Here is a 19,083-nt window from a genome sequence, read left to right on the forward strand (position 1 = left end):
ACCTACGGGTGCAAGCACCGAGAATCGGTGCTCGGACGTGAGGAGCCAGCCGTGAAGTACATGCTGCTGATGCAGTTCAGCGCCGCCGGGACCGACTTCCCCTCGATCGACACCTGGACGCCGGACGAGATCGCCGCGCACATCGCGTTCATGCAGGAGGTGAACGGCAAGCTCGCCGCCGACGGCGAGTGGGTCCAGGGCGAGGGACTGGGCGGGCCGCAGCAGGCGCGGATCGTCCGGGCCGGCGCGGGCGGCGCGCCGGTGGTCACCGAGGGGCCGTTCGCCGAGACCAAGGAGTTCCTCGCCGGCTGGTGGATCGTCGACTGCGAGACCCCGCAGCGGGCGGTCGAGATCGCCGCGCACATCTCCACCGCGCCCGGCCCCGGCGGTCGGCCGCTCAACATGCCGATCGAGGTCCACCCGGTGATGTCGGCACCGCCGCCGGAGATGTGACGACTGGACACCCCGGACCGCACCGTCGAGGACCTGCTGCGCGAACTGGCGCCGCAGGTCCTCGGCGTGCTCGCGCGCCGCTTCGGTGACTTCGCCACCGCCGAGGACGCCGTCCAGGAGGCGCTGCTCGACGCGGCCACCCAGTGGCCGGCCGAGGGCCTGCCGGACAACCCGCGCGGCTGGCTGGTGCAGGTCGCGTACCGCCGGATGATCGAGCTGGTCCGGGCCGAGACGGCCCGGCGCGAGCGGGAGGACCGCGCCGCCCGGCGGGAGCCCGACCGACGGGGGGCCGCCCCGGCGGCGGACGAGTCGCTGGCCACCGACCGGGACGACACCCTGGTGCTGCTCTTTCTCTGCTGCCATCCCACGCTGTCCACCGCGTCGGCGATCGCGCTGACCCTGCGTGCCGTCGGCGGGCTCAGCACCGCCGAGATCGCCCGGGCGTTCCTGGTGCCCGAGGCCACCATGGCGCAGCGGATCAGCCGCGCCAAGCAGCGCATCCGGGACTCCGGCGTGCCGTTCCGGCTGCCCGACCAGCGGGAGCGGCAGGAGCGGCTGGCGGCCGTGCTGCACGTGCTCTACCTGATCTTCACCGAGGGGCACACCGCCACCCTCGGCCCCGACCTGCGCCGGGTGGACCTGTCGGAGGAGGCGATCCGGCTGACCCGGGCCATGCACGCGCTGCTGCCCGGCGACAGCGAGGTCGCCGGGCTGCTCGCGCTGATGCTGCTCACCGACGCCCGGGCAGCCGCCCGCACCGGCCCGTCCGGCGAGCTGATCTCGCTGGCCGACCAGGACCGGTCCCGCTGGGACGCGACCGCGATCGACGAGGGCACCGCGCTGGTCACCCGGGCCATGACCCGGGGGCCGGTCGGGCCGTACCAGCTCCAGGCCGCCATCGCCGCGCTGCACGACGAGGCGCCGACCGCCGAGGCCACCGACTGGCCGCAGATCCTGGCCCTCTACCAGGTGCTGGAACGGCTCTCCGGCAATCCGGTGGTGGCGCTCAACCGGGCGGTGGCGACGGCCATGGTGGAGGGTCCGGAGGCCGGCCTCGCCGCGCTCGCCACCCTCGCCGCCGACCCTCGGCTGGCCGGGCACCACCGGCTCGACGCGGCCCGGGCCCACCTGTACGAGATGGCCGGGGACCGGGAACGGGCCGTCACGCACTACCGGGCGGCGGCCGGCGGCACGACCAGCCTGCCCGAGCAGCACTACCTGAGGATGCGGGCGGCTCGGCTGTCAGTGGCCGGATCGGTGGGCCATCCAGGTGACTAACGGGCTCGCTGTGCGCGGCTATGAGCACGCCGCGCGGTGCGATGGGAGACACTCGGACGATGACCGGCATGCCCCCGGAGACGTTGTATCACCGATGCCTGGGCTGGCACGCCCCTGCCCTGCGGCGAGCCGTCCTCGTCGCCTCCATCGGGCTCGTTGTCGCTCTCGCGCTCCTGCCGTTCATGACGTGGCAGTTGGCCGCGGTCGGGGGCTGGGACGCCGCCGCGCTCGCCTTCCTCCTCAGCATCTGGCCGGTCATCATCCGAGCGGACAGCTCCCACACCGAGATGATGGCCATGCGTGAGGACGAGACGCGGGTGACCGCCGCAGTGCTGCTGGTAGCAGCGGGCGTCACCAGCCTGCTGGGTGTCGGCCTTGCTCTCGCCCTCGCCGGCAAGCAGAGCGGCTCGATGCGGGTGCTGCTCGTCGGCGTCGCAATGCTGACCGTCTTGCTGTCGTGGACCGTTGTCAACACGGTCTTCACCCTGCGCTACGCCGACCTGCAATTCCGATCGACGACCGGGGGGATCGGCTTCGAGGGCCAGCCTGTGCAGGGGCAGACCACCTACCGCGACCTGGCCTACGTCGCCTTCACGATCGGCATGACCTACCAGGTATCGGACACGGCCATCGGCGATCCGAAGATCCGGGGCAGCGTGCTGTCCCATGCCGTCCTGTCGTACATATTCGGTGTGGTGATCGTGGCGGGCTCCGTGAACCTCATCGCCGACCTGGTCCGCTGACGATGTCGGACCACCGACCGGTTGGTGGCACGCGCGGAGCTCAACGAAACGTGCTTCGCTCGCGGCCTCTGACGTACCACTCCCAAGCGGCGCCGCAGAGCATCCGTCTATCCAAGATCAAACGCCCCGGAGGCATTTTCTGGTTCGATCTCGAGCCGGTCCTCCAGGACCGTGACGGGACCTGGCTGCGAGGCCCGGCTGGCTCACCATGGGGTGCTCCGCACGACAGTGGCACTTTTCCGATACCCGTCGTGGTCCTACTTCTGACGGGCCGCCCCTGGGTGGCGTGGTGGGTCGGCGACCCTACCGATCGTCGGCTTGAGATCGACGTGTGCCTCCCGCCGGAGCGTACCGAGGCAGGCTGGCGGTATATCGATCTCGAACTGGACCCAGTGCTCCATGAGCGGGATTCGCGTGTCGAGATCGAGGACTGGGACGAGTACGAACAGGCCTGCCGCGACGGCTGGATGAGCGCGGATGACGCCAAGCTCGCAAAGTCCACGGCCGAAAGCCGGGCCGAGGCACTCCGGCGCCGGGACGAGCCCTGGCAGGAGCGCGGATGGCAGCTGCTCTTTCATTGGACGTGAGGACTCGGATGCCGCACGCTCATCGGCGGTTCAAGGTGTCGGCGGGGCCGATCACCCACCGTGACGGCTAATCGCTGGCCGACGCCTGCTGGGTCGATCGGTAACTGTGTAGCGTGTTGTTACGCCTGTTGGGACACTGCCTCGGTGACCGGTCCTGCGCCGCTTCGACCTCGTGCCCTGAGACCCGGTGATCTCGTCGTAGTCGCATCGCTGTCCGGGCCGCTCCATGCCGCTTACGAGCCCGACCTCGAGCAGGCGGTAGTCGTGCTCGAGCGGATGGGATTCCGCGTGCGTCGGGCACCGCTACTCGAAGCAGGGCGGCACCATTGGTGGAGCGCGGCTACGCCGGCGGAGATCGCCAGGGAATTCAATGCTCTTCTGCGTGATCCTGAGGTGCGCGCCATCATCGCGCATGACGGCGGCCAGACGGCGCTCGGCTACCTCGACCTGATCGACGTTGAGGCGATCGCCGCCGACCCCAAGCCGATCCTCGGGTACAGCGACATCTCGCTGCTGCATCTGGTGCTCTACGCACGCACCCGTCTGGTCGGGTTCCACGCCGACTTGGCCACGCCTGGACTCGGCGGGGCGTGGCAGGTTGCGCCCGCAGCGCGCCGAGCGGAACTTGAAAAGCTCTACTCGGCGTTGCTGACCGGTACCGAGGCGATCGGTGCGCTGCCTGCCACCCCGTCGTGGGAGTGCTGGCGTCCCGGTCGTGCCGAAGGCCGGCTGATCGGCGGGGTGCTCAATCGCATCATGCGGGCGCAGGCGACGCGTTACGCGCTGCCGCTCGAATGGTTCGACGGCGCGGTGCTGTTCTGGGAGGAGATGGGCGGCCAAGCGTCGTGGGTGTGGAGCGATCTGCAGGTGCTGCGGCACTGCGGCATCCTCGATCGGATCTCCGGCATGGTCGTGGGCGTCCCATACGCGATCGACGGGCTCGGGGCGCCCGACGGGTCCCCGACCCTGCCCGAGATAGTCCTCGACGTCCTCGGCGACCGTGACATCCCGGTCCTGGGCAACGTCGAGTTCGGACACGCCGGCCCGAATCTGCCGATGCCGGTCGGCATCCGCGTCGGCCTCGATGCGCAGCAGTGGACGTTGTCGCTGCTCGAACCGGCGGTACGGCCGCACGCGACAACGGGACCGGTCGGCTGAGCAACGCGGATCGGTGGGCTTACGGTCTCGGCAGCACCCGGGGGCCGGCTCACGGCGCCCTCGAACTCCATCACGGCATCAGGCCACGCAGAACTCGTTGCCCTCGGGGTCCGGCATGACGACGTGCCCCAAGACGTCGCCGTACCTACCCCAGGACACGTGCCCAGAAGGTTGCGATCTCCTGGGGATCCTCGGCATCGCATCCCAGGGTCCAGTGGGTTGCCATGGCGCCAACGTACGTGAGCCAGGACGCGCTGTCATCGGCAGGCCAGTTCACCCTGGCAGCTCCGCTGAGGCGAACGACGCAGCTCTTCGCGTACCCGACAGGGGAGGTGGCCGGGTCCGTGCGGACCCGGCCACCGGTGATACGCCAGGGCTCAGCTCGCGGTGCAGGTCACCGCGGGCGCGGGGTTGGTGCCGTTCCAGCTGGCGATGAAGCCGAAGCTGGTGCTGGCGCCGGCGCCGAGCCGGCCGTTGTAGTCGACGTTGCGGGCGGTGTACGCCGCACCGGAACTGCTCAGCGCGGCGTTCCAGGACTGGCTGACCGTCTGGCCTCCGGCGAAGGTCCACTTCGTCGTCCAGCCGGTGATGGCGGCCGAGCCGGCGGTCACCTTGACCTCACCCTGGAAGCCGCCCTGCCACTGGTTGACGATCGTGTAGCTGGCCGTGCAGCCGCCGGCCGGGGGCGTCGTGGGCGGCGGCGTGGTCGGGGTGGGGGTCGTCGGCGTCGGCGTGGTGCCGGAGTAGACCGAGGCCTCCTTGGCGGTGGCCTTGATGCCGTTGGCGCCGTTGAAGATCCGCTGGCCCCAGCTGGTCAGCTGGGCCGGGTCGAAGTTGGTGGCCATGTCGAGGTACTCGACGCCGCCGCCGTTGCCGCTCCACGACCAGCCGAGCCAGCCGATCCGGTTGGCCTGGCTGTAGGAGAGGATGGTGTCCTCGTCCGGGTTGCCGTCGGAGTGGTTGAAGCCGAACTCCCCGACCACGATGGGCAGCCCGGCGCTGCGGAACCGGCCGAGGTAGTCGGCGATCTCGGCGGCGGTGTCGAAGACGCCGTACATGTGGATCGAGAAGACGGTGTTCTTCGCCGGGTCGGCGTTGAACACCGTGGCGGCGTTGTCCCGCATGGTGAAGGACCAGTCCTGGCCCCAGTTCGGGGCGTCCACCATGATCGTGTGCGTGAGGCCGCCGGCGCGCAGCCGCTTGATCGCGTTGGCGCTGTCGGTGGCCCAGGTGGCGTAGCCCTGGTTGCCGTACGGCTCGTTGCCGATGTTGACGATGACGTACTTCTCCTGACCGTTGAGCGCGTCGGCGATGCTCAGCCAGTAGTCGACCGCCCGGTCCAGGGTGATCGCCCCGCTCTGCTCGCCGTAGCCGGTGGTGTCGTGCACCTCCAGCACGCAGATCAGCCGGTTGGCCTTGCAGAGCGAGATGACGTTGCTGACGTCGGCGGCGCTGTTCTTCGCCCAGCGGTCGCCGGTGGCCAGCACCACCCGGACGGTGTTCGCGCCGAGCGCCTTCACGTTGGCGAAGGAGCTGGTCTGCTGCGGGTACCAGGTGTGGGCGTGATTGACGCCGCGCATGACGAACTCGGTGCCGTTGGCGTCGTAGAGGCGGCCGTTGGCGACCGAGAACCCGGCGGCGGCGTGGGCCGGCTGGACGAACGCGAAGACGGCGGCGAGGACGGTGAGCAGGGCGGCGCCGGCGACGGAGAGTCGCTTTCTCATGGCTTTCCTCAGGAAGTGTCGACCCCGTTGCCCTGGCGGGGTTGCGGTGGTTGGTGACGGTCGTGGCGGCTGTAGCCCGGCAGCCGCCGCTCGACTCCCTGGTCGTGCGCAGGGATCAGCGTAGGACGATGCGATCGGGAAAGCAACCGGTTAAGTGAGCGGCCCGCTCGGCGGGACGGCCTGTGGCGGCCCCCGCCGACCGCGAGCCGCCACAGGGGCGGTCATCCCCACCACAAGGATGTGACGCCACCGGCTCTGAACCGGTTAAGCCTGGACCCTAGGCCCGCCTCGCGTTCCCGTCAAGGGTGACCACCGGGGAGCCGCCGCACCGACGGGGCGAGGATCACCGCCACGGGTGACGGCCGCGCCGGAACGGGACGGGTGGGGTTGACCGGCACCGGGCGGGGTATCCCGTGACGATCGTGGGGCGGAAGGAGAAACCAGGATGGTCACCGTCGGCTACACCCTGATGTGCGAGCAGGCCGGCCCGAAGCAACTGGTCGACTACGCGGTACGGGCGGAGGCGGCCGGCTTCGACCAGCTGGTGATCTCCGACCACTACTACCCGTGGCTGGACTCCCAGGGCCACTCCCCGTACGCCTGGTCGGTGCTCGGCGCGGTCGCGCACGCCACCAGCCGCGCCGAGCTGATGTCCTTCGTGACCTGCCCGATCCTGCGCTACCACCCCGCCGTCGTGGCGCAGAAGGCCAGCACCGTCGGCGCGCTCTCCGACGGCCGCTTCACCCTCGGCCTCGGCGCCGGCGAGAACCTCAACGAACACGTGGTCGGCGGCTGGCCGCACGTGCAGCAGCGGCACGAGATGTTCGAGGAGGCGTTGCAGATCATCCGGCCGCTGCTCAACGGCGAGACGCTGACCTTCTCCGGCAACCACTTCGACGTCCCGGAGGCGTACCTGTGGGACCGGCCGGACCAGCCCGTCGGGATGGCCGTCGCGGCCTCCGGGCCGTCGTCGGCCGCGCTCGCCGCCGAGTACGCCGACGGCATCGTCGCCACCGAACCCGACCGCCGGATCATCCAGCTCTACGACGACGCGGGCGGCGCCGGCCAGCCCCGCTACGGCCAGGTGGCCATCTGCTACGGCCCGGACGAGGCCGAGTGCCGCAAGCTTGTGCACGACCAGTTCCGCTGGTTCGGCATGGGCTGGAAGGTCAACGCCGACCTGCCCGGGCCCGAGGCGTTCGCCGCCGCCACTCAGTACGTCCGCGAGGAGGACGTCGCCGAGGGCATCTCCTGCGGCCCCGACGTCGACCGGCACGTCGAGGCGTTCAAGCAGTTCGTCGACGCGGGCTTCACGCACGTGGCGATCGTGCAGGTGGGCGGCGAGACCCAGCCGATGTTCCTGGACTGGGCGCAGGAGGAACTGCTCCCCCGGCTACGCGAGCTGTGAGACTCCGGCCCACCGCGCCCGGGCGTTTCGGGGCGTCCGAGCTGCGGCTGGCCCTGGCCGCACCCCGCCCGGCCGCCGGCCTCACCAGTGAGTGGCGGCTGGTGGACGGGCTGCGGACGCACACCCGTCGCTCCCGGAACCCGGGCAGCGACGCGCCGCCGGTGGTGCTGGTGCACGGGCCTCGCGGTGTCCCACCGCTACCTCACCCCGCTGGCCGTCGCGCTCTCGGCCACCCATCCGGTGTACGTGCCGGACCTGCCCGGCTTCGGGCTGACCGCGCGCCCCGGGCGGGCGTACGACGTCGGCCGGCACGCCACGTTCCTGGCGGCCTGGCTGGCCGCGTACCGGCTGCCGCCGGTCTGCCTGGTGGGGCACTCGTTCGGCGCGGAGGTCGCCGCCGCGCTGGCGGCCCGCCGGCCCCGGGCGGTCCGCGCGCTGGTGCTGGCCGGTCCGACCAGCGACCCGGCCGCCCGGTCCCGCCGGGGCCTGGTCGGCCGCTGGCTGCTGGACACCGTGGCGGAGGCGCCGCTGCAGGCCCCCGTCCTGCTCCGCGACGTGTGGGACGCCCGCCCCTGGCGGGTCTACGCCACCGTGTCGCACTCGGTGCGCAACCCCGTGGAGGAGGACCTGGTCCGGGTCGCCGCGCCGACCCTGGTGCTGACCGGAGCCCGGGACACCGTGGTGCCGCCGGCCTGGAGCGCCCAGGTGACCCGGCTGGTCCCCCGCGCCCGGGCGGCGACCGTGCCCGGTGCCGCGCACAACGTGGTCACCACCGCGCCCCGGCAGGTGGCCGACGCGATCCGTGCCCTGCTCGCCCCCGACCCTGACAAGGTGGACCCATGCGCATCGGAAACACGGAGGTCCGATTCCTCGGCGGCGGCCTCGGCTGCCTCCTGATGATCCTCTTGTCGATCCTCGCCTCGGTCGTGCTGACGGTGCTGCTCAACGTGATCATCTAGCCCCGCTGTCCGGCCATCGCCATCTCCGACGACGGTGGCCGCCCGCTCAGAGTGGACGCCAGGCGGCCGGATCGTCGCTGCCCTCGACCATGCGGATCGACGCGGCGACGTCGAGGGCGCCGTCCCGCCCGCCGACCGAGGCCCAGCCTGCCTCGCTCTCCAAGTTCACCTCCGCGACGCAACCCGCGCAGCCCGGTACCCGCGCCACCCGGTACGCCCCGAACCCCTTCGGCCCGTCTTCGGCGGACGCCGGGCGGCCGGCCACCGTCAGCTTTGTCCTCCCGAAGTCCGAACCGTTCCCGGCGTACATGCCGTCCGTCACCCCGATGATGACGTCCCGACCCGTGGCCCGGCCCGCTCCGGACGACATCACGTAGTACGCGAACACGCTGAGCCAGCGTCCCCGGAAGTTCCGCACCTCCACGCCGTCGAGGGTGGTGCCGGGCGGAGCGGCGACCGGCGCGAACGGGACCGTCATCCGGGTCGTCTCCCAGACCAGACCCGCCACCACCTGACGCGCGACCGCCTCCGGACTGGGCAGATCCCACACCGTGACGGCGATCGACCCGCCCGGCGCGTACTCCCAGGAGAGCACCGTCTCCCCGTCCCCGGTCCAGAGGTGGGCGGGGTGTCCGTCCACCGGCGCGACCGGGGTACCCGGCAACGGAGCCGGGGTCCCGCCGCCCAGGCTGGGTTCCCGTTGCTCGGCGAGGACGTCGACCCCACGCGCCCCCATCCGCACCGTCACCGAGCCGGAGGATGCCATGATGGGGCCCGCCTCGACCGGACCGCCCGGGCTGATCGCATCCGGCACGTCCGCCCTCGCCACAATCATCTTTTGGTCGGACTGGTACGACTGGTGACCGGCGTTCGGCGGAAGCGAACCGAGGCGGAACATCCTCAGCGTCGGATCGAACCGTTCGGGGGCCAGCGTTGGCGCGGCGCCACGGGTTGCCGTCGGCGCGCTACGGGTTGCCGTCGGCGCGCTACGGGTTGCCGTCGGCGCGCTACGGGTTGCCGTCGGCGCGCTACGGGCGACCTCCGGTGATCGGTTGTCGCCGGGCGTCACTGCGGGGCGCACTCCCCCCATCAGGACCGCCGAGCCGAGAAGGATCGCCGCGGAGACCCCCGCCACCGCACCGGCGGCGAGCCCACGACGACGGCGCACCGCCCGCTGCCCAGCGACCAGCAGCGTCTGCGCCGGCACGCCACCGGCCGGCAGGTCGTCCGCCGCCCGGGCCAACAGCGACCGGATCTCCGCCTCCTCGTCCCGGTTCACCGGTTCACCTCCGTCCCGTCGCCCAGCGGCAGCCGCCGGCGCAGCGCGGCCAACCCCCGCGCCGTCTGGCTCTTCACGTTCCCGGTCGAACAGCCGAGCACCTCGGCGGTCTGCTCCACGCTCAGGTCGGCGTAGAAGCGCAGCACCAGCACCACCCGCTGGCCGGGCGGCACCGCCGCCAGCGCGGCCCGCACCGCCACCGCGTCCACGACGGACTCGTCCGGGCCGGACGAACCACCGCGGGACTCGGGCTCGGGTGCCCGCTCGAAGAGCTGCACGCCGAACCACCGCGAGCGGCGCTCCTGCCGGAACGCGTTGACCAGCATCCGGTGCACGTACGCGCCGACGTCGTCGGCGCCCCGCGCCCGGCCCCACTTCACGTAGAGGCGGGTCAGGGTCTGCTGCACCACGTCGTCGGCCCGGTGCGTGTCACCGGTCAGCAGGTACGCCGTCCGTCGCAGCCTCGGTGTCGCCGCCTCGACGAACTCGACGTACTCCTGCCGTTGCGCGGCATGCATCGACCACTCCCCGTTCCCGGACGCCGGCGTCCTCACCGTACGGATGGGCGCGGGGCCCGCAACGGTTGCACGGCTCACGGAAGCCGCCAGGCGGACTCGTCGCCGGGGCGGTCGACCAGCCGCACGGCGGCGGCGAGGGCGAGGGCGCCCTCCGGCCCGCCGAGCGCGGCGAGACCCCGGATGGTGAGTGCCACGACCTCGCCGGCGCACTCCTCGCCCAGCCCACCCACCCGGTACGCCCCTAGGCCGCCCGGCGCGGCGTCGACCACTCGTCCGGCGGCCGTCGTGCCGGTCCGCACCACGCCGACGGTCAGGTCCTCGTGCGGCCCCGCCGCGCCGAGGACCCGGTACCCGCACCGCGCCCGGTGCCACCGGCCGTCGCGCCAGTCGACCACCGTCGTCTCCCAGCGCGCGCCGTCCGGCGGGGCCACGGCGAGGAAGGGCACCCGGGCGGGCTCCTCCGTCCAGACCAGCCCGTCGGCGATCCGCCGCAGCGTCCGCGCCGGGGCGGGCAGATTGGTGCCCAGGACGGTCACCGCCGTGCCGGGCCGGTGCTGCCAGGTCAGCGAGGTGTGCCCCTGGTCCGGGTCGGCGTACAGCGCCGCCGGGCGGCCCTGCACGGACACGTCCGGGCCCCGCCGCCAGCGGCGGTGGGTGGCCGAGACGTCCACGGCGGACCCCACCCGCACCGACAGCACCCGACTGCCGGCCATCGGGCCGGTCACCGGGCCCTCCCAGGCGATCAGGGACCCTTCCCCCCGGTGGCTGGCGCATGTCCGGTGGGTCATCCCGTCGGGCAGCCAGTCCGTCCGGAAGTGCGGCCGTACCAGGTCGAGATCGGTCCTGCCGTGCATCGGTCGCTCCCCCGCGTCGTCAGCGCTGTCACCCAGGTGATGGCCGTGACGGTGTGAAGGGTTGCACCCGGGAGTTCAGCGGCGCAGCCCCGGCGGCCGGCGCCTGCAGGGGTGGCGGCCCGGACGACGTCGATCGACACCACATGCGGCGTGTCGCGGTGACCGGCGGCGAGGATGCCGCGACCCGCCGCGACCGGCGTCGATCAACCGCCGCGCACGCCCGCCGGCCAGCGGGTCAGGCCGGGTGCAGCTCCAGCTCGGCGACGACCGGGTAGTGGTCGGAGGCCCGGTCGGCGTCCCCGCCACGGACCACCCGCACCTCGCGGGTCAGCGCGGCGACCGGCGCGGTGCCGAGCAGGTAGTCCAGTCGCATGCCGGCGAACTCCGCCCCGCCGTGCCGGGTCGGCACCGTGTGGCCGTCCGCCTCGGGCGCGCCGGCGGCGCGGGCCGGCCAGAGGTCGACCAGGCCGGCGTCGAGCAGCCGGGCGACGGCCCGGGTGTCCACGGTGCGGCCGTCACGGCGCAGGTGCCGGCGGCGGTAGTGCGTCGGCAGGCCCGCCAGCCGGTCGGTGTGCTCCGCCGTGGGCTCCAGCGTGTTCAGGTCGCCGGCGAGCAGCGCCAGCGGACCGCCGGTACGTCGCACGGCGGCCGCCAGCCAGTCCGCCTCCATCCGTCGCCGGCCCCCAGAGTACGGGTTGAGGTGGGTGCTGAACACCGTCAACGGCCCCTGCCCGGTGTCCACCCGTACCCAGGCGGCGGCGTGGTGGAACGGCCGGCGGACCCGGCCGGCGGCCAGCACCCGCAGCGGCGGGCGGACCAGCACGGCCACCGGCTGCCCGAAGCAGGAGCGGGCCAGGTGCGGACGCATCCCCAGCCGGCCCGCCACGTCGTCGAGCAGCCCACCCCGGTCGAAGCCCCGCAGCTCCTGCAGGGCCAGCACGTCCGGCCGCTGCGCGGTGACCACCCCCACCACGAGGTCCCGCCGGTCGGGCCCGGTGCGGTCCCGACCGCCGGTCCTGATGTTCCAGGTCATCACCCGCAGCATGGGCGGCGTCGTCACTGCGGCCGGGCGGCCTTGGCCAGCTCGTCGTCGAGCTCGCCGACCTGCTCCGACTCGATCGCCGGCCGGTTGCCCTCGTACACGTCGGCGTTGGGGCGGACCACCCAGTAGAGCAGCCCGATCCAGAGCGCGCTGAGCAGGATCGCGCCCATGAAGTCCGTCGGGTGGTGCATGCCCCGGTACATCCGGGAGACGGCCACCCCGACCGGCATGATCACGGCCAGCGCCACGAACAGCCAGCGCCACCAGCGGTCGGTACGCGGCAGGACGATCAGCGTGATCGCCACCCAGACGCAGATCGTCGCCGCGATGTGGCCGGAGGGGAAGGAGGAGGTCGGCATGGGGCCGTCGAGGTTCCCCACCGGCGGGCGCGGCCGGTCCACCGCCGCGGCGGAGGCGAGGAAGAGGCTCAACTCGCCGAACATGGTCAGCGCCACGAAGAGCACCGGCCGCCAGCGCCGCCACACCGCCAGCACGAGCGGGCAGAAGACCAGCGAGATGAGCAGGATGGCGTGGGTGTCGCCGGCCTTGCTTAACCAGTGGCTGACCTCGTCCCGGCCCGGGGTGCGGTGCTCGGCGAACCACCTCGGCACCTCCGTGTCCAGGGTGGCGAAGAAGGTCCCGCCTGCGTGGTAGCTGACGAACATCCCGAAGCCGTAGAGCGCGCCGAGCACCAGCACCCAGCCGACCAGCAGCTCGAAGACGGCCGCCCGAGGGTGCGGCAGCAGGTGCGCCTCGTCGGGTGCGGGGGCGACCTCGTGCGCGGCCTCCGGCTCCAGCCCCTCGGTCAGCGCCGGCACCCGGCGGCCGCGCTCCAGCCGCCACAGCCGGAAGGCGTACGCGGTGACGCCGAGCCAGGCGGCACCGAGCAGCCAGGCCCCGAGCACGTCGGAGACGAAGTGCACGCCGAGCGCGATCCGGGTCAGCCCGATGAGGAAGACGAGCAGGGCGACCAGGGCGATCGCCGGCTTGCGCCAGCGGGGCGACAGGGCCGGCAGGAACACCAGCAGCAGCGCCCCGTACGCGACGAAGGAGCCCAACGCGTGACCGCTGGGGAAGCTGTCCCCGGCGTAGGAGCCGATCGGCACCTCCACCTCGGGACGCAACCGGTCGACCAGGGTCTTGAGCGCCGGGTCGAGGATCAGCGCGCCGAGCCCGGTCACGATCAGGAACACCGCGAGCCGGCCCTGTCGGCGGATCAGCAGCCCGATCACGGCGACCGAGACCAGCCAGATGATCACCGCCCGGCCGCCGAGGTCGGTGAGGGCGTTGAGCACGGTCACCAGCGGCCCGTGCGGCGCGACCAGATCGTTGAGCCAGGCCGCCACGCCGTGGTCGACGTCGTAGAGCGGGGTCCAGCGGACCCGAACCAGCACCAGCAGCAGCCCGAACCCGACGCCGGTCCCGAGCACGAGTGCCAGGCCGGCGAGCGTCCGCTCGGTGAAATGACCCAGGGGTCGTCGTAACCCGTCGATGACCGCGCTCACGGCAGCCTCCCTCTCGCTCCTGGCGGAGCGCTGTACCCGATCGGGGCTCCGCGTACACCGGGGGTGCCGGAACGAGGGTCTACAGCGAGGTCATCTCACCGGTGTCCTGCAGCTCCTCCCGCTCGGCCTCGGGCTCCCACAGGTCCGGCTGGGCCGGCTCCTGCACGCCGATCCGCATCGCCTCCAGCTGGGCGGCGAAGGCCAGCCCGCCGAAGAGCGCCATGCCGGTGAGGTTGGCCCAGAGCAGCAGTGCCATCATGCCGGTCAGCGCGCCGTAGGTCTGGCCGAACCCGTCGCTGAACGTGACGTACCCGGCGAGCAGCAGGCTGGCCAGCCACCAGAGCGCGGTGGCGATGCCGGCGCCGAAGAAGAGCCAGGACAGGCCGGGCTGGTTGCGGCGGGGCGAGTGCCGGAAGAGCACCGCCACGGCGAGCACGGTCAGCCCGAGGCTCAGCGGCCAGCGGATCACGTCCCAGAAGCCGTGGGCGAACGCGCCCCACTCGTAGTGCCGCTGCACGGAGTCACCGATCGCCCCGCCGCCGACCAGGATCAGGAAGCCGGCCAGCGCCGGCCCGCCTGCGGTCACCGCGAGGACGGCGGCCCGGACGTACTTGGCCAGGGCCGGGCGGTCCCGCTCCACGCCGTAGATCCGGTTGGCGCCGCGTTCGATCTGGGCCATCGTGGTGGTCAGCGCGACCAGCCCGGTGAGCAGACCGAGGGTCAGCGCCAGCTCGCCGGCCCGCTCGGTGCGTTCGCCGTCGCCGAGCAGCTCGCGGACCACCGACTCGCTCTGCCCGGGGGTGAGGGCCAGCACGGTGTCGGCGACCACCTGGCCGCCCTCCTCCACGCCGAGTTCGCTGATCAGGCCGGTCAACGCGATCATGAACGGCACCACGGCGAGGCAGAGTTGCAGGGCGAACGCCCGGGAGTGGCTGAAGCCGTCGCCGTAGCGGAACCGGATGAAGGCGTCGCGCAGCAGGCACCAGCCGCCCTGCCGGCGCAGGGTGCGCCAGGCGTCGTCGGCGGAGAGGTCGTCCTCCGCCATCAGCCGGGTCTCGGGGACGAGCTTGGTGCTACTCACGGCGCGCCTCCTCGATCAGCCGCTCGCCCCGCTCCGCCGCCGCGTCGGCGTCCATCGTCAGGTCGGGGTGGCGCTCGGGGCGCGGCACGCAGAGCCAGAGTGACTGCGGCTTGATCTCGGCGGTCAGTGAGCGGCCGGGCTCGATCAGGTCGCCGTCGAGCTCCCGGGGCTGGGCCCGGTTGCTGGTGATCTGCACCCGGCGGGCCCGGAAGACCTCCATCCGGGGCACGCTGCCGCGCCGGCGCACCAGGGCCCAGCCCATGGCCAGCCAGTGGCCGAGCGTACGGGGGGTGAGCACGGCCACGTCGAGCCAGCCGTCGTCGGGCTCGGCGTCGGTGAGCAGGCGCACCCCGCCCTGGAGCCGGCCGACGTTGGCGACCAGCACGGAGCGGGCCCGGCGGCGCAGCGGCGGCCGGTCGTCGATGCGGATCGAGACCCGCATCGGCCGGTCCCGCAGGTGCTTCGCGGCACCCATCACGTACGCGGGCCAGCCGATGCGCGCCTTGGTCGTCTCGGAGGTGTCCCGGAGCATCTGGGCGTCGAAGCCCATCCCGGCCATCACGGCGAAGTACCGGTCCTCGACCGCGCCGACGTCCAGCCGGCGCATCCCGCGCTCCACGGCGACCTGCAGGCCGGCGGCCAGGTCGTTGGAGAGCCCGAGGTTGGCGGCGAGCAGGTTGCCGGTGCCCTGGGGCAGCACGGCCAGCGCGGCGTCGGTGCCGACCAGCCCGCTGACGCAGGCCATCACGGTGCCGTCGCCGCCGCAGGCGAAGACCACCTGGGTGCCGGCGGCGACGGCCGTCTCGGTCTGGCCCCTGCCCGGGTCCTCGACCGTGGTCTCGTACCAGGTCGGCTCGGGCCAGCCCGCGGCGGCGAGGGCGTCGTCCACCGTGCGGCGGAACTGGTCCAGATCGGTCACCTTCGAGGGGTTGACCACCACCGCCGAGCGCGGCGGGGCGTCGTCGGCGGTCACCGGGCGCGTCTGCTCTCCACCATTCACGGCGCAAGTGTGCAGCAAGCGGGGCCGGTCAGCGAGCCGGCGCGGGGCGACGTTGCACTGGCCGCAATCAGGTTTGAAACGCCCCGCCACCGGTTGGCCCGCTCACTGCGGGCCGCGCCCTCGGCCATCTCGGTCACCCGCCGGGCGCGGGTGGCCGGGACGATCCACCCCCGGAGAAGCGGGAGCCGAGGCACCGGGTACCGGTCAGGCCGCCGTCCGCAGCGCCGTCTCGACCCGCCGGCGCAGGTCGTCGAGGTTCAGCCCGGCCTCGGTGAGCACCACGGCGGCGAGGCCGCCGCCCTCGCGCAGCAGCCCGAGCAGGATGTGCTCGGTGCCGATGTGGTGGTGGCGCAGCCGGAGCGCCTCGCGCAGGGAGAGCTCCAGCACCTTCTTGGCGCGGGGGGAGAACCGCCCGTCGTCGTTCCGCCGGAAGCCCCAGCGGCGGCGCGGCGCGGGCGCGGCCTCGCGCAGCGCGTCGGGACCGAAGGACTCCTCGATCCGGGCGACGATGGCGGTGAGGTCTATGCCGATCTCGCGCAGCGCGGCGGCGTCCGCCTCGCCGAGACCGCTGGCGCCGGGCGCGGTGTGCCGGGCGATGGCGGCGCGCAGGTCCTCCGGGCGCACCCCCGCCTCGGTGAGCACCCGGCTGGCCAGCGCGTCGCCGTCGGCGAGGATGCCGAGCAGCAGGTGCTCGGTGCCGACCGGTCGCTGCCGCTCGGCCCGCGCCTCGTCGACCGCCCGGTGGACGACCGCACGGGCCCGGTCGGTGAACCGTTCGAACATCACGCCTCCCAGGTTCCTCGGACCGCCGGTCGCCCGGCGTGCTTCTTGTGGACCGCCTGCCGGCTGACCTCGAGCGCGTCGGCGATGTCCTGCCAGGACCAGCCCTGTCGACGGGCGTTGTCCACCTGGACGACCTCCAGCCGTTCGAGGAGCCGGCGCAGGGCGAGCACCGCCCGGAGCCCGACCTTGGGGTCGGTGCTGCCGGCGGCCGCCGCGAGTTCCGTTGCCTGACTCATGTCGTCAACTTACGTTGACAGCGCCACCCTGTCAACCCTCGTTGACAGCACGGACCTCCGACCCGGCGCGCGGACCGACCGCCCGACACGAGCGCCGACGCCCCGACCAGGGGCTTCGGCGGTGCTACGGTCCGCTGATGTTCCGCCGCGCTCCGTCCGACCGACCCGAGCCGCTGACCTGCCGTCTCGCCGCCGGGCGGGTCGCCCTGGAGGTCGCCGGGGGCAGCGTGGTCGGCCACCGCTATCCGGCCAACTTCGACGTGCTGCACGTCGACCCGACGCTGCCCTTCGTGGCCGTCGTCGACGGCATGGGCTCCGGCGAGGGCGCCCGGGTGGCCGGCACCACGACGATGACCACCCTGGTCGAGGCGGTCCGCGGTGACTGGCCCACCGTCGGGGCGCACGAGCTGCGCGCGGCGGTCGCCGACGCCCGCTCCCTGGTCCGCGCCGCCGGCGCGCGGCTGACCGAGCTGACCGGCTGCACGCTGACCGCCCTGCTGGTCGAGCCGGACGGCGAGCAGGTGTGGCTGGTCCAGCTCGGCGACTCGCGGGCGTACCGGCTGCGCGACGGCGTGCTGGAACTGATGACGGTCGACCACACGGCCGCCTGGCTGGGGCTGCTGCACGGCTGGTACCGGGCCGGCTCCGCGGAGGCCGCCCGGGCCCGCTACCAGCTGCTGCGCTACGTCGGCCACCCCGACAACCCGGACGCGGACCTGCTCGCCGTGCCGCTGCGGGTCGGCGACACCTGGCTGCTCTGCACCGACGGGGTGAGCGACCAGGTCGACTACCACCGGATGCGGGAGGCCCTCGCCGGCGGCGACCCGAAGCGGGCGGTGCGCAGCCTGCTCACCAGCAGCCTGGCCGAGGGTGGGGAGGACAACGCCACCGCCGTGGTGCTCCGGGTCCGGCCCGGCGGCGTCGAGGGTGAGGGCGAACACCCTTGACGGTCTGACAATCTGTGCAAGCATTGTCAGCATGTCGAACGACCGGTTGGCGGCGATCCTCGCCGCCGCGTACGAGTGCTTCACCCGGCACGGCGTGCGGCGTACGACGATGGACGACATCGCGGCCACCGCCGGGATGTCCCGCCCCGCCGTCTACCAGTACGTCCGCAACAAGGACGACGCCTACCGGCGACTGGCCGAACGGCTCTTCGCCGACTCCCTCGCCCAGGCCCGCCGGGCGGCCACCGCGCCCGACGCCGAGCTGCGGCAGCGGTTGCACGACGTGCTCGCCGCCAAGCTCGAACTCACCCTCCGGCTGCACCGGGAGAGCCGGCACGCCGCCGAACTCCTCGACACCAGCACCCGGCTCACCGGCGACCTCGCCGAGGCGTACACCCGGGAGCTGACCGACGTGGTCGCCGGCGCGCTCGCCGACGCCGCCGGGCCGCGCGCCCGCGCCGTCGCCGACGTGCTGGTCGCGCTCACCCGCGGCCTGGAGGCCGACCTCACCGACCCCGACCTGCCCCGGCGGCGGCTGCGCGAGGGTGTCGCGCTCCTCGTCGCCGGCCTCGACCACCCGGGAGCCCCCGCATGACCACCTCCGTCCTGATCACCGGCACCTCCTCCGGCATCGGCCGGGCCACGGTCCGCCAGCTCGCCCGCCGCCCGGAGTTCACCGTCTACGCCACCGCCCGCAAGGTCGAGGCGATCGCCGACCTCGCCGACAGCGGCGCCGGGCTGCTCCCTCTCGACGTCACCGACGAGGAGTCCATGCGGGCCGCCGTCGCCGCCGTCGAGGCCGCGCACGGCCAAGTCGACGTGCTGGTCAACAACGCCGGCTACGGCGAGTACGGGCCGATCGAGGAGGCCCCGCTGGACCGGGTCCGGGCACAGTTCGAGACCAACGTCTTCGGGCTCAGCCGGCTCACCCAGCTCGTGCTGCCCGGCATGCGGCGGGCCGGCCGGGGCCGGATCGTCAACGTCAGCTCGATGGGCGGCCGGCTGGTCTTCCCCGGCGGCGGCTACTACCACGCCAGCAAGTACGCGGTGGAGGCGATCTCCGACGCGCTGCGCCAGGAGGTGCGGCCGTTCGGCATCGACGTGGTGGTCGTCGAGCCCGGCCTGATCCGGACCGGGTTCGGGGCGGTGGCCGCGAAGTCGCTCGGCGCGGGCGGCGCCCCGGCCGGGCCGTACCGGACGATGGTCGCCTCGGTCGACGCGGCGATGGCCAAGTCCTACGCCAACCCGATGCTGGCCGCGACGCCCGAGACGGTGGCCCGGGTGATCGAGCGGGCGGTCACCGCCCGCCGCCCCCGCACCCGCTACCTGGTCACCGCCGCCGCCTGGGCGATGGTGCACACCCGCCGGCTGTTCGGTGCGCGGGTCTTCGACGCGGTCGCCCGGCTCCAGTTCCGCTGAGCCGCCCGGCGGCCCCGCCGATCGGTCCCGGCGCGCCCCTGCCCGGTGTGCCGAGCGGCACGCCGGACACCCACGCCCCGGTGTGCCGATCCCGGCCCGCCCGGGCGGC

The 19,083-nt window shown here is 73.2% G+C and carries 20 protein-coding genes; 10 read left to right on the forward strand and 10 right to left on the reverse strand.

Annotated elements, in window-relative coordinates; all coding sequences use genetic code 11:
- The first annotated feature begins 60 nt into the window (after positions 1–60).
- From M2302_RS02085 to M2302_RS02105, 5 genes are all read left to right on the forward strand, one after another.
- The gene (locus M2302_RS02085) at positions 61–453 is read left to right on the forward strand and encodes a YciI family protein (RefSeq protein ID WP_280836521.1); all 393 of its coding nucleotides are present in this window, start codon (positions 61–63) and stop codon (positions 451–453) included.
- A 3-nt stretch (positions 454–456) separates the two neighbouring features.
- Entirely contained in the window at positions 457–1,731 is a 1,275-nt protein-coding gene (locus M2302_RS02090) for a sigma-70 family RNA polymerase sigma factor (RefSeq protein ID WP_280836522.1), read from the forward strand.
- A gap of 59 nt (positions 1,732–1,790) precedes the next feature.
- Entirely contained in the window at positions 1,791–2,474 is a 684-nt protein-coding gene (locus tag M2302_RS02095; protein WP_280836277.1) for a DUF1345 domain-containing protein, read from the forward strand.
- A 251-nt stretch (positions 2,475–2,725) separates the two neighbouring features.
- On the forward strand, positions 2,726–3,061 hold the full coding sequence (locus M2302_RS02100) for a DUF402 domain-containing protein (RefSeq protein WP_280836278.1): 336 nt from the start codon (positions 2,726–2,728) through the stop codon (positions 3,059–3,061).
- A 144-nt stretch (positions 3,062–3,205) separates the two neighbouring features.
- Positions 3,206–4,219, forward strand: coding sequence for an LD-carboxypeptidase (locus M2302_RS02105; RefSeq protein WP_280836279.1), 1,014 nt, complete (start codon positions 3,206–3,208; stop codon positions 4,217–4,219).
- A gap of 377 nt (positions 4,220–4,596) precedes the next feature.
- Here M2302_RS02105 and M2302_RS02110 read toward each other — a convergent pair whose 3' ends face one another.
- Entirely contained in the window at positions 4,597–5,943 is a 1,347-nt protein-coding gene (locus tag M2302_RS02110) for a cellulase family glycosylhydrolase (RefSeq protein WP_280836280.1), read from the reverse strand.
- A 445-nt stretch (positions 5,944–6,388) separates the two neighbouring features.
- Here M2302_RS02110 and M2302_RS02115 point away from each other — a divergent pair, with 445 nt between their 5' ends.
- Positions 6,389–7,351: a TIGR03557 family F420-dependent LLM class oxidoreductase gene (locus tag M2302_RS02115; RefSeq protein ID WP_280836281.1), complete on the forward strand. Its 963-nt coding sequence runs from the start codon at positions 6,389–6,391 to the stop codon at positions 7,349–7,351.
- Positions 7,352–7,537: 186 nt separating this feature from the next.
- The gene (locus M2302_RS02120; RefSeq protein WP_280836282.1) at positions 7,538–8,248 is read left to right on the forward strand and encodes an alpha/beta hydrolase; all 711 of its coding nucleotides are present in this window, start codon (positions 7,538–7,540) and stop codon (positions 8,246–8,248) included.
- A gap of 108 nt (positions 8,249–8,356) precedes the next feature.
- On the opposite strand, the gene M2302_RS02125 is transcribed toward M2302_RS02120, so the two are convergent.
- The 9 genes from M2302_RS02125 to M2302_RS02165 form a co-directional block, all read right to left on the reverse strand.
- Positions 8,357–9,589, reverse strand: coding sequence for a hypothetical protein (locus M2302_RS02125; RefSeq protein ID WP_280836283.1), 1,233 nt, complete (start codon positions 9,587–9,589; stop codon positions 8,357–8,359).
- On the reverse strand, positions 9,586–10,107 hold the full coding sequence (locus tag M2302_RS02130) for a SigE family RNA polymerase sigma factor (protein WP_280836284.1): 522 nt from the start codon (positions 10,105–10,107) through the stop codon (positions 9,586–9,588). Before M2302_RS02130 ends, M2302_RS02125 begins: the two co-directional genes overlap by 4 nt.
- Positions 10,108–10,181: 74 nt before the next feature.
- Entirely contained in the window at positions 10,182–10,961 is a 780-nt protein-coding gene (locus M2302_RS02135; RefSeq protein WP_280836285.1) for a hypothetical protein, read from the reverse strand.
- Positions 10,962–11,196: 235 nt separating this feature from the next.
- Positions 11,197–12,006: an endonuclease/exonuclease/phosphatase family protein gene (locus M2302_RS02140; RefSeq protein ID WP_280836523.1), complete on the reverse strand. Its 810-nt coding sequence runs from the start codon at positions 12,004–12,006 to the stop codon at positions 11,197–11,199.
- 11 nt (positions 12,007–12,017) lie between these two features.
- Complete coding sequence (locus tag M2302_RS02145; RefSeq protein ID WP_280836286.1) at positions 12,018–13,508, reverse strand: phosphatase PAP2 family protein; 1,491 nt, start codon at positions 13,506–13,508, stop codon at positions 12,018–12,020.
- A gap of 79 nt (positions 13,509–13,587) precedes the next feature.
- Positions 13,588–14,589, reverse strand: a complete 1,002-nt coding sequence (locus tag M2302_RS02150) for a YihY/virulence factor BrkB family protein (RefSeq protein WP_280836287.1) — start codon at positions 14,587–14,589, stop codon at positions 13,588–13,590.
- Positions 14,582–15,589 carry a diacylglycerol kinase family protein gene (locus M2302_RS02155; RefSeq protein ID WP_280836288.1) on the reverse strand — a complete coding sequence of 336 codons (1,008 nt, stop codon included), beginning with the start codon at positions 15,587–15,589 and terminating at the stop codon, positions 14,582–14,584. Before M2302_RS02155 ends, M2302_RS02150 begins: the two co-directional genes overlap by 8 nt.
- Before the next feature lie 204 nt (positions 15,590–15,793).
- Positions 15,794–16,372: a Clp protease N-terminal domain-containing protein gene (locus M2302_RS02160; protein ID WP_280836289.1), complete on the reverse strand. Its 579-nt coding sequence runs from the start codon at positions 16,370–16,372 to the stop codon at positions 15,794–15,796.
- Positions 16,372–16,608: a helix-turn-helix domain-containing protein gene (locus M2302_RS02165; RefSeq protein ID WP_088963234.1), complete on the reverse strand. Its 237-nt coding sequence runs from the start codon at positions 16,606–16,608 to the stop codon at positions 16,372–16,374. Before M2302_RS02165 ends, M2302_RS02160 begins: the two co-directional genes overlap by 1 nt.
- Before the next feature lie 137 nt (positions 16,609–16,745).
- Between M2302_RS02165 and M2302_RS02170 the strand changes: the two genes are divergently transcribed.
- The 3 genes from M2302_RS02170 to M2302_RS02180 are packed head-to-tail and all read left to right on the forward strand — an operon-like array spanning position 16,746 to position 18,974.
- Complete coding sequence (locus M2302_RS02170) at positions 16,746–17,555, forward strand: serine/threonine-protein phosphatase (protein ID WP_280836290.1); 810 nt, start codon at positions 16,746–16,748, stop codon at positions 17,553–17,555.
- Between the two features lie 31 nt (positions 17,556–17,586).
- Entirely contained in the window at positions 17,587–18,150 is a 564-nt protein-coding gene (locus M2302_RS02175; RefSeq protein WP_280836291.1) for a helix-turn-helix domain-containing protein, read from the forward strand.
- Positions 18,147–18,974, forward strand: coding sequence for an oxidoreductase (locus tag M2302_RS02180; RefSeq protein WP_280836292.1), 828 nt, complete (start codon positions 18,147–18,149; stop codon positions 18,972–18,974). Before M2302_RS02175 ends, M2302_RS02180 begins: the two co-directional genes overlap by 4 nt.
- Positions 18,975–19,083 lie beyond the last annotated feature (109 nt).

Source organism: Micromonospora sp. A200 (genome assembly GCF_029893845.1).
GTDB classification, from domain to species: domain Bacteria; phylum Actinomycetota; class Actinomycetes; order Mycobacteriales; family Micromonosporaceae; genus Micromonospora; species Micromonospora purpureochromogenes.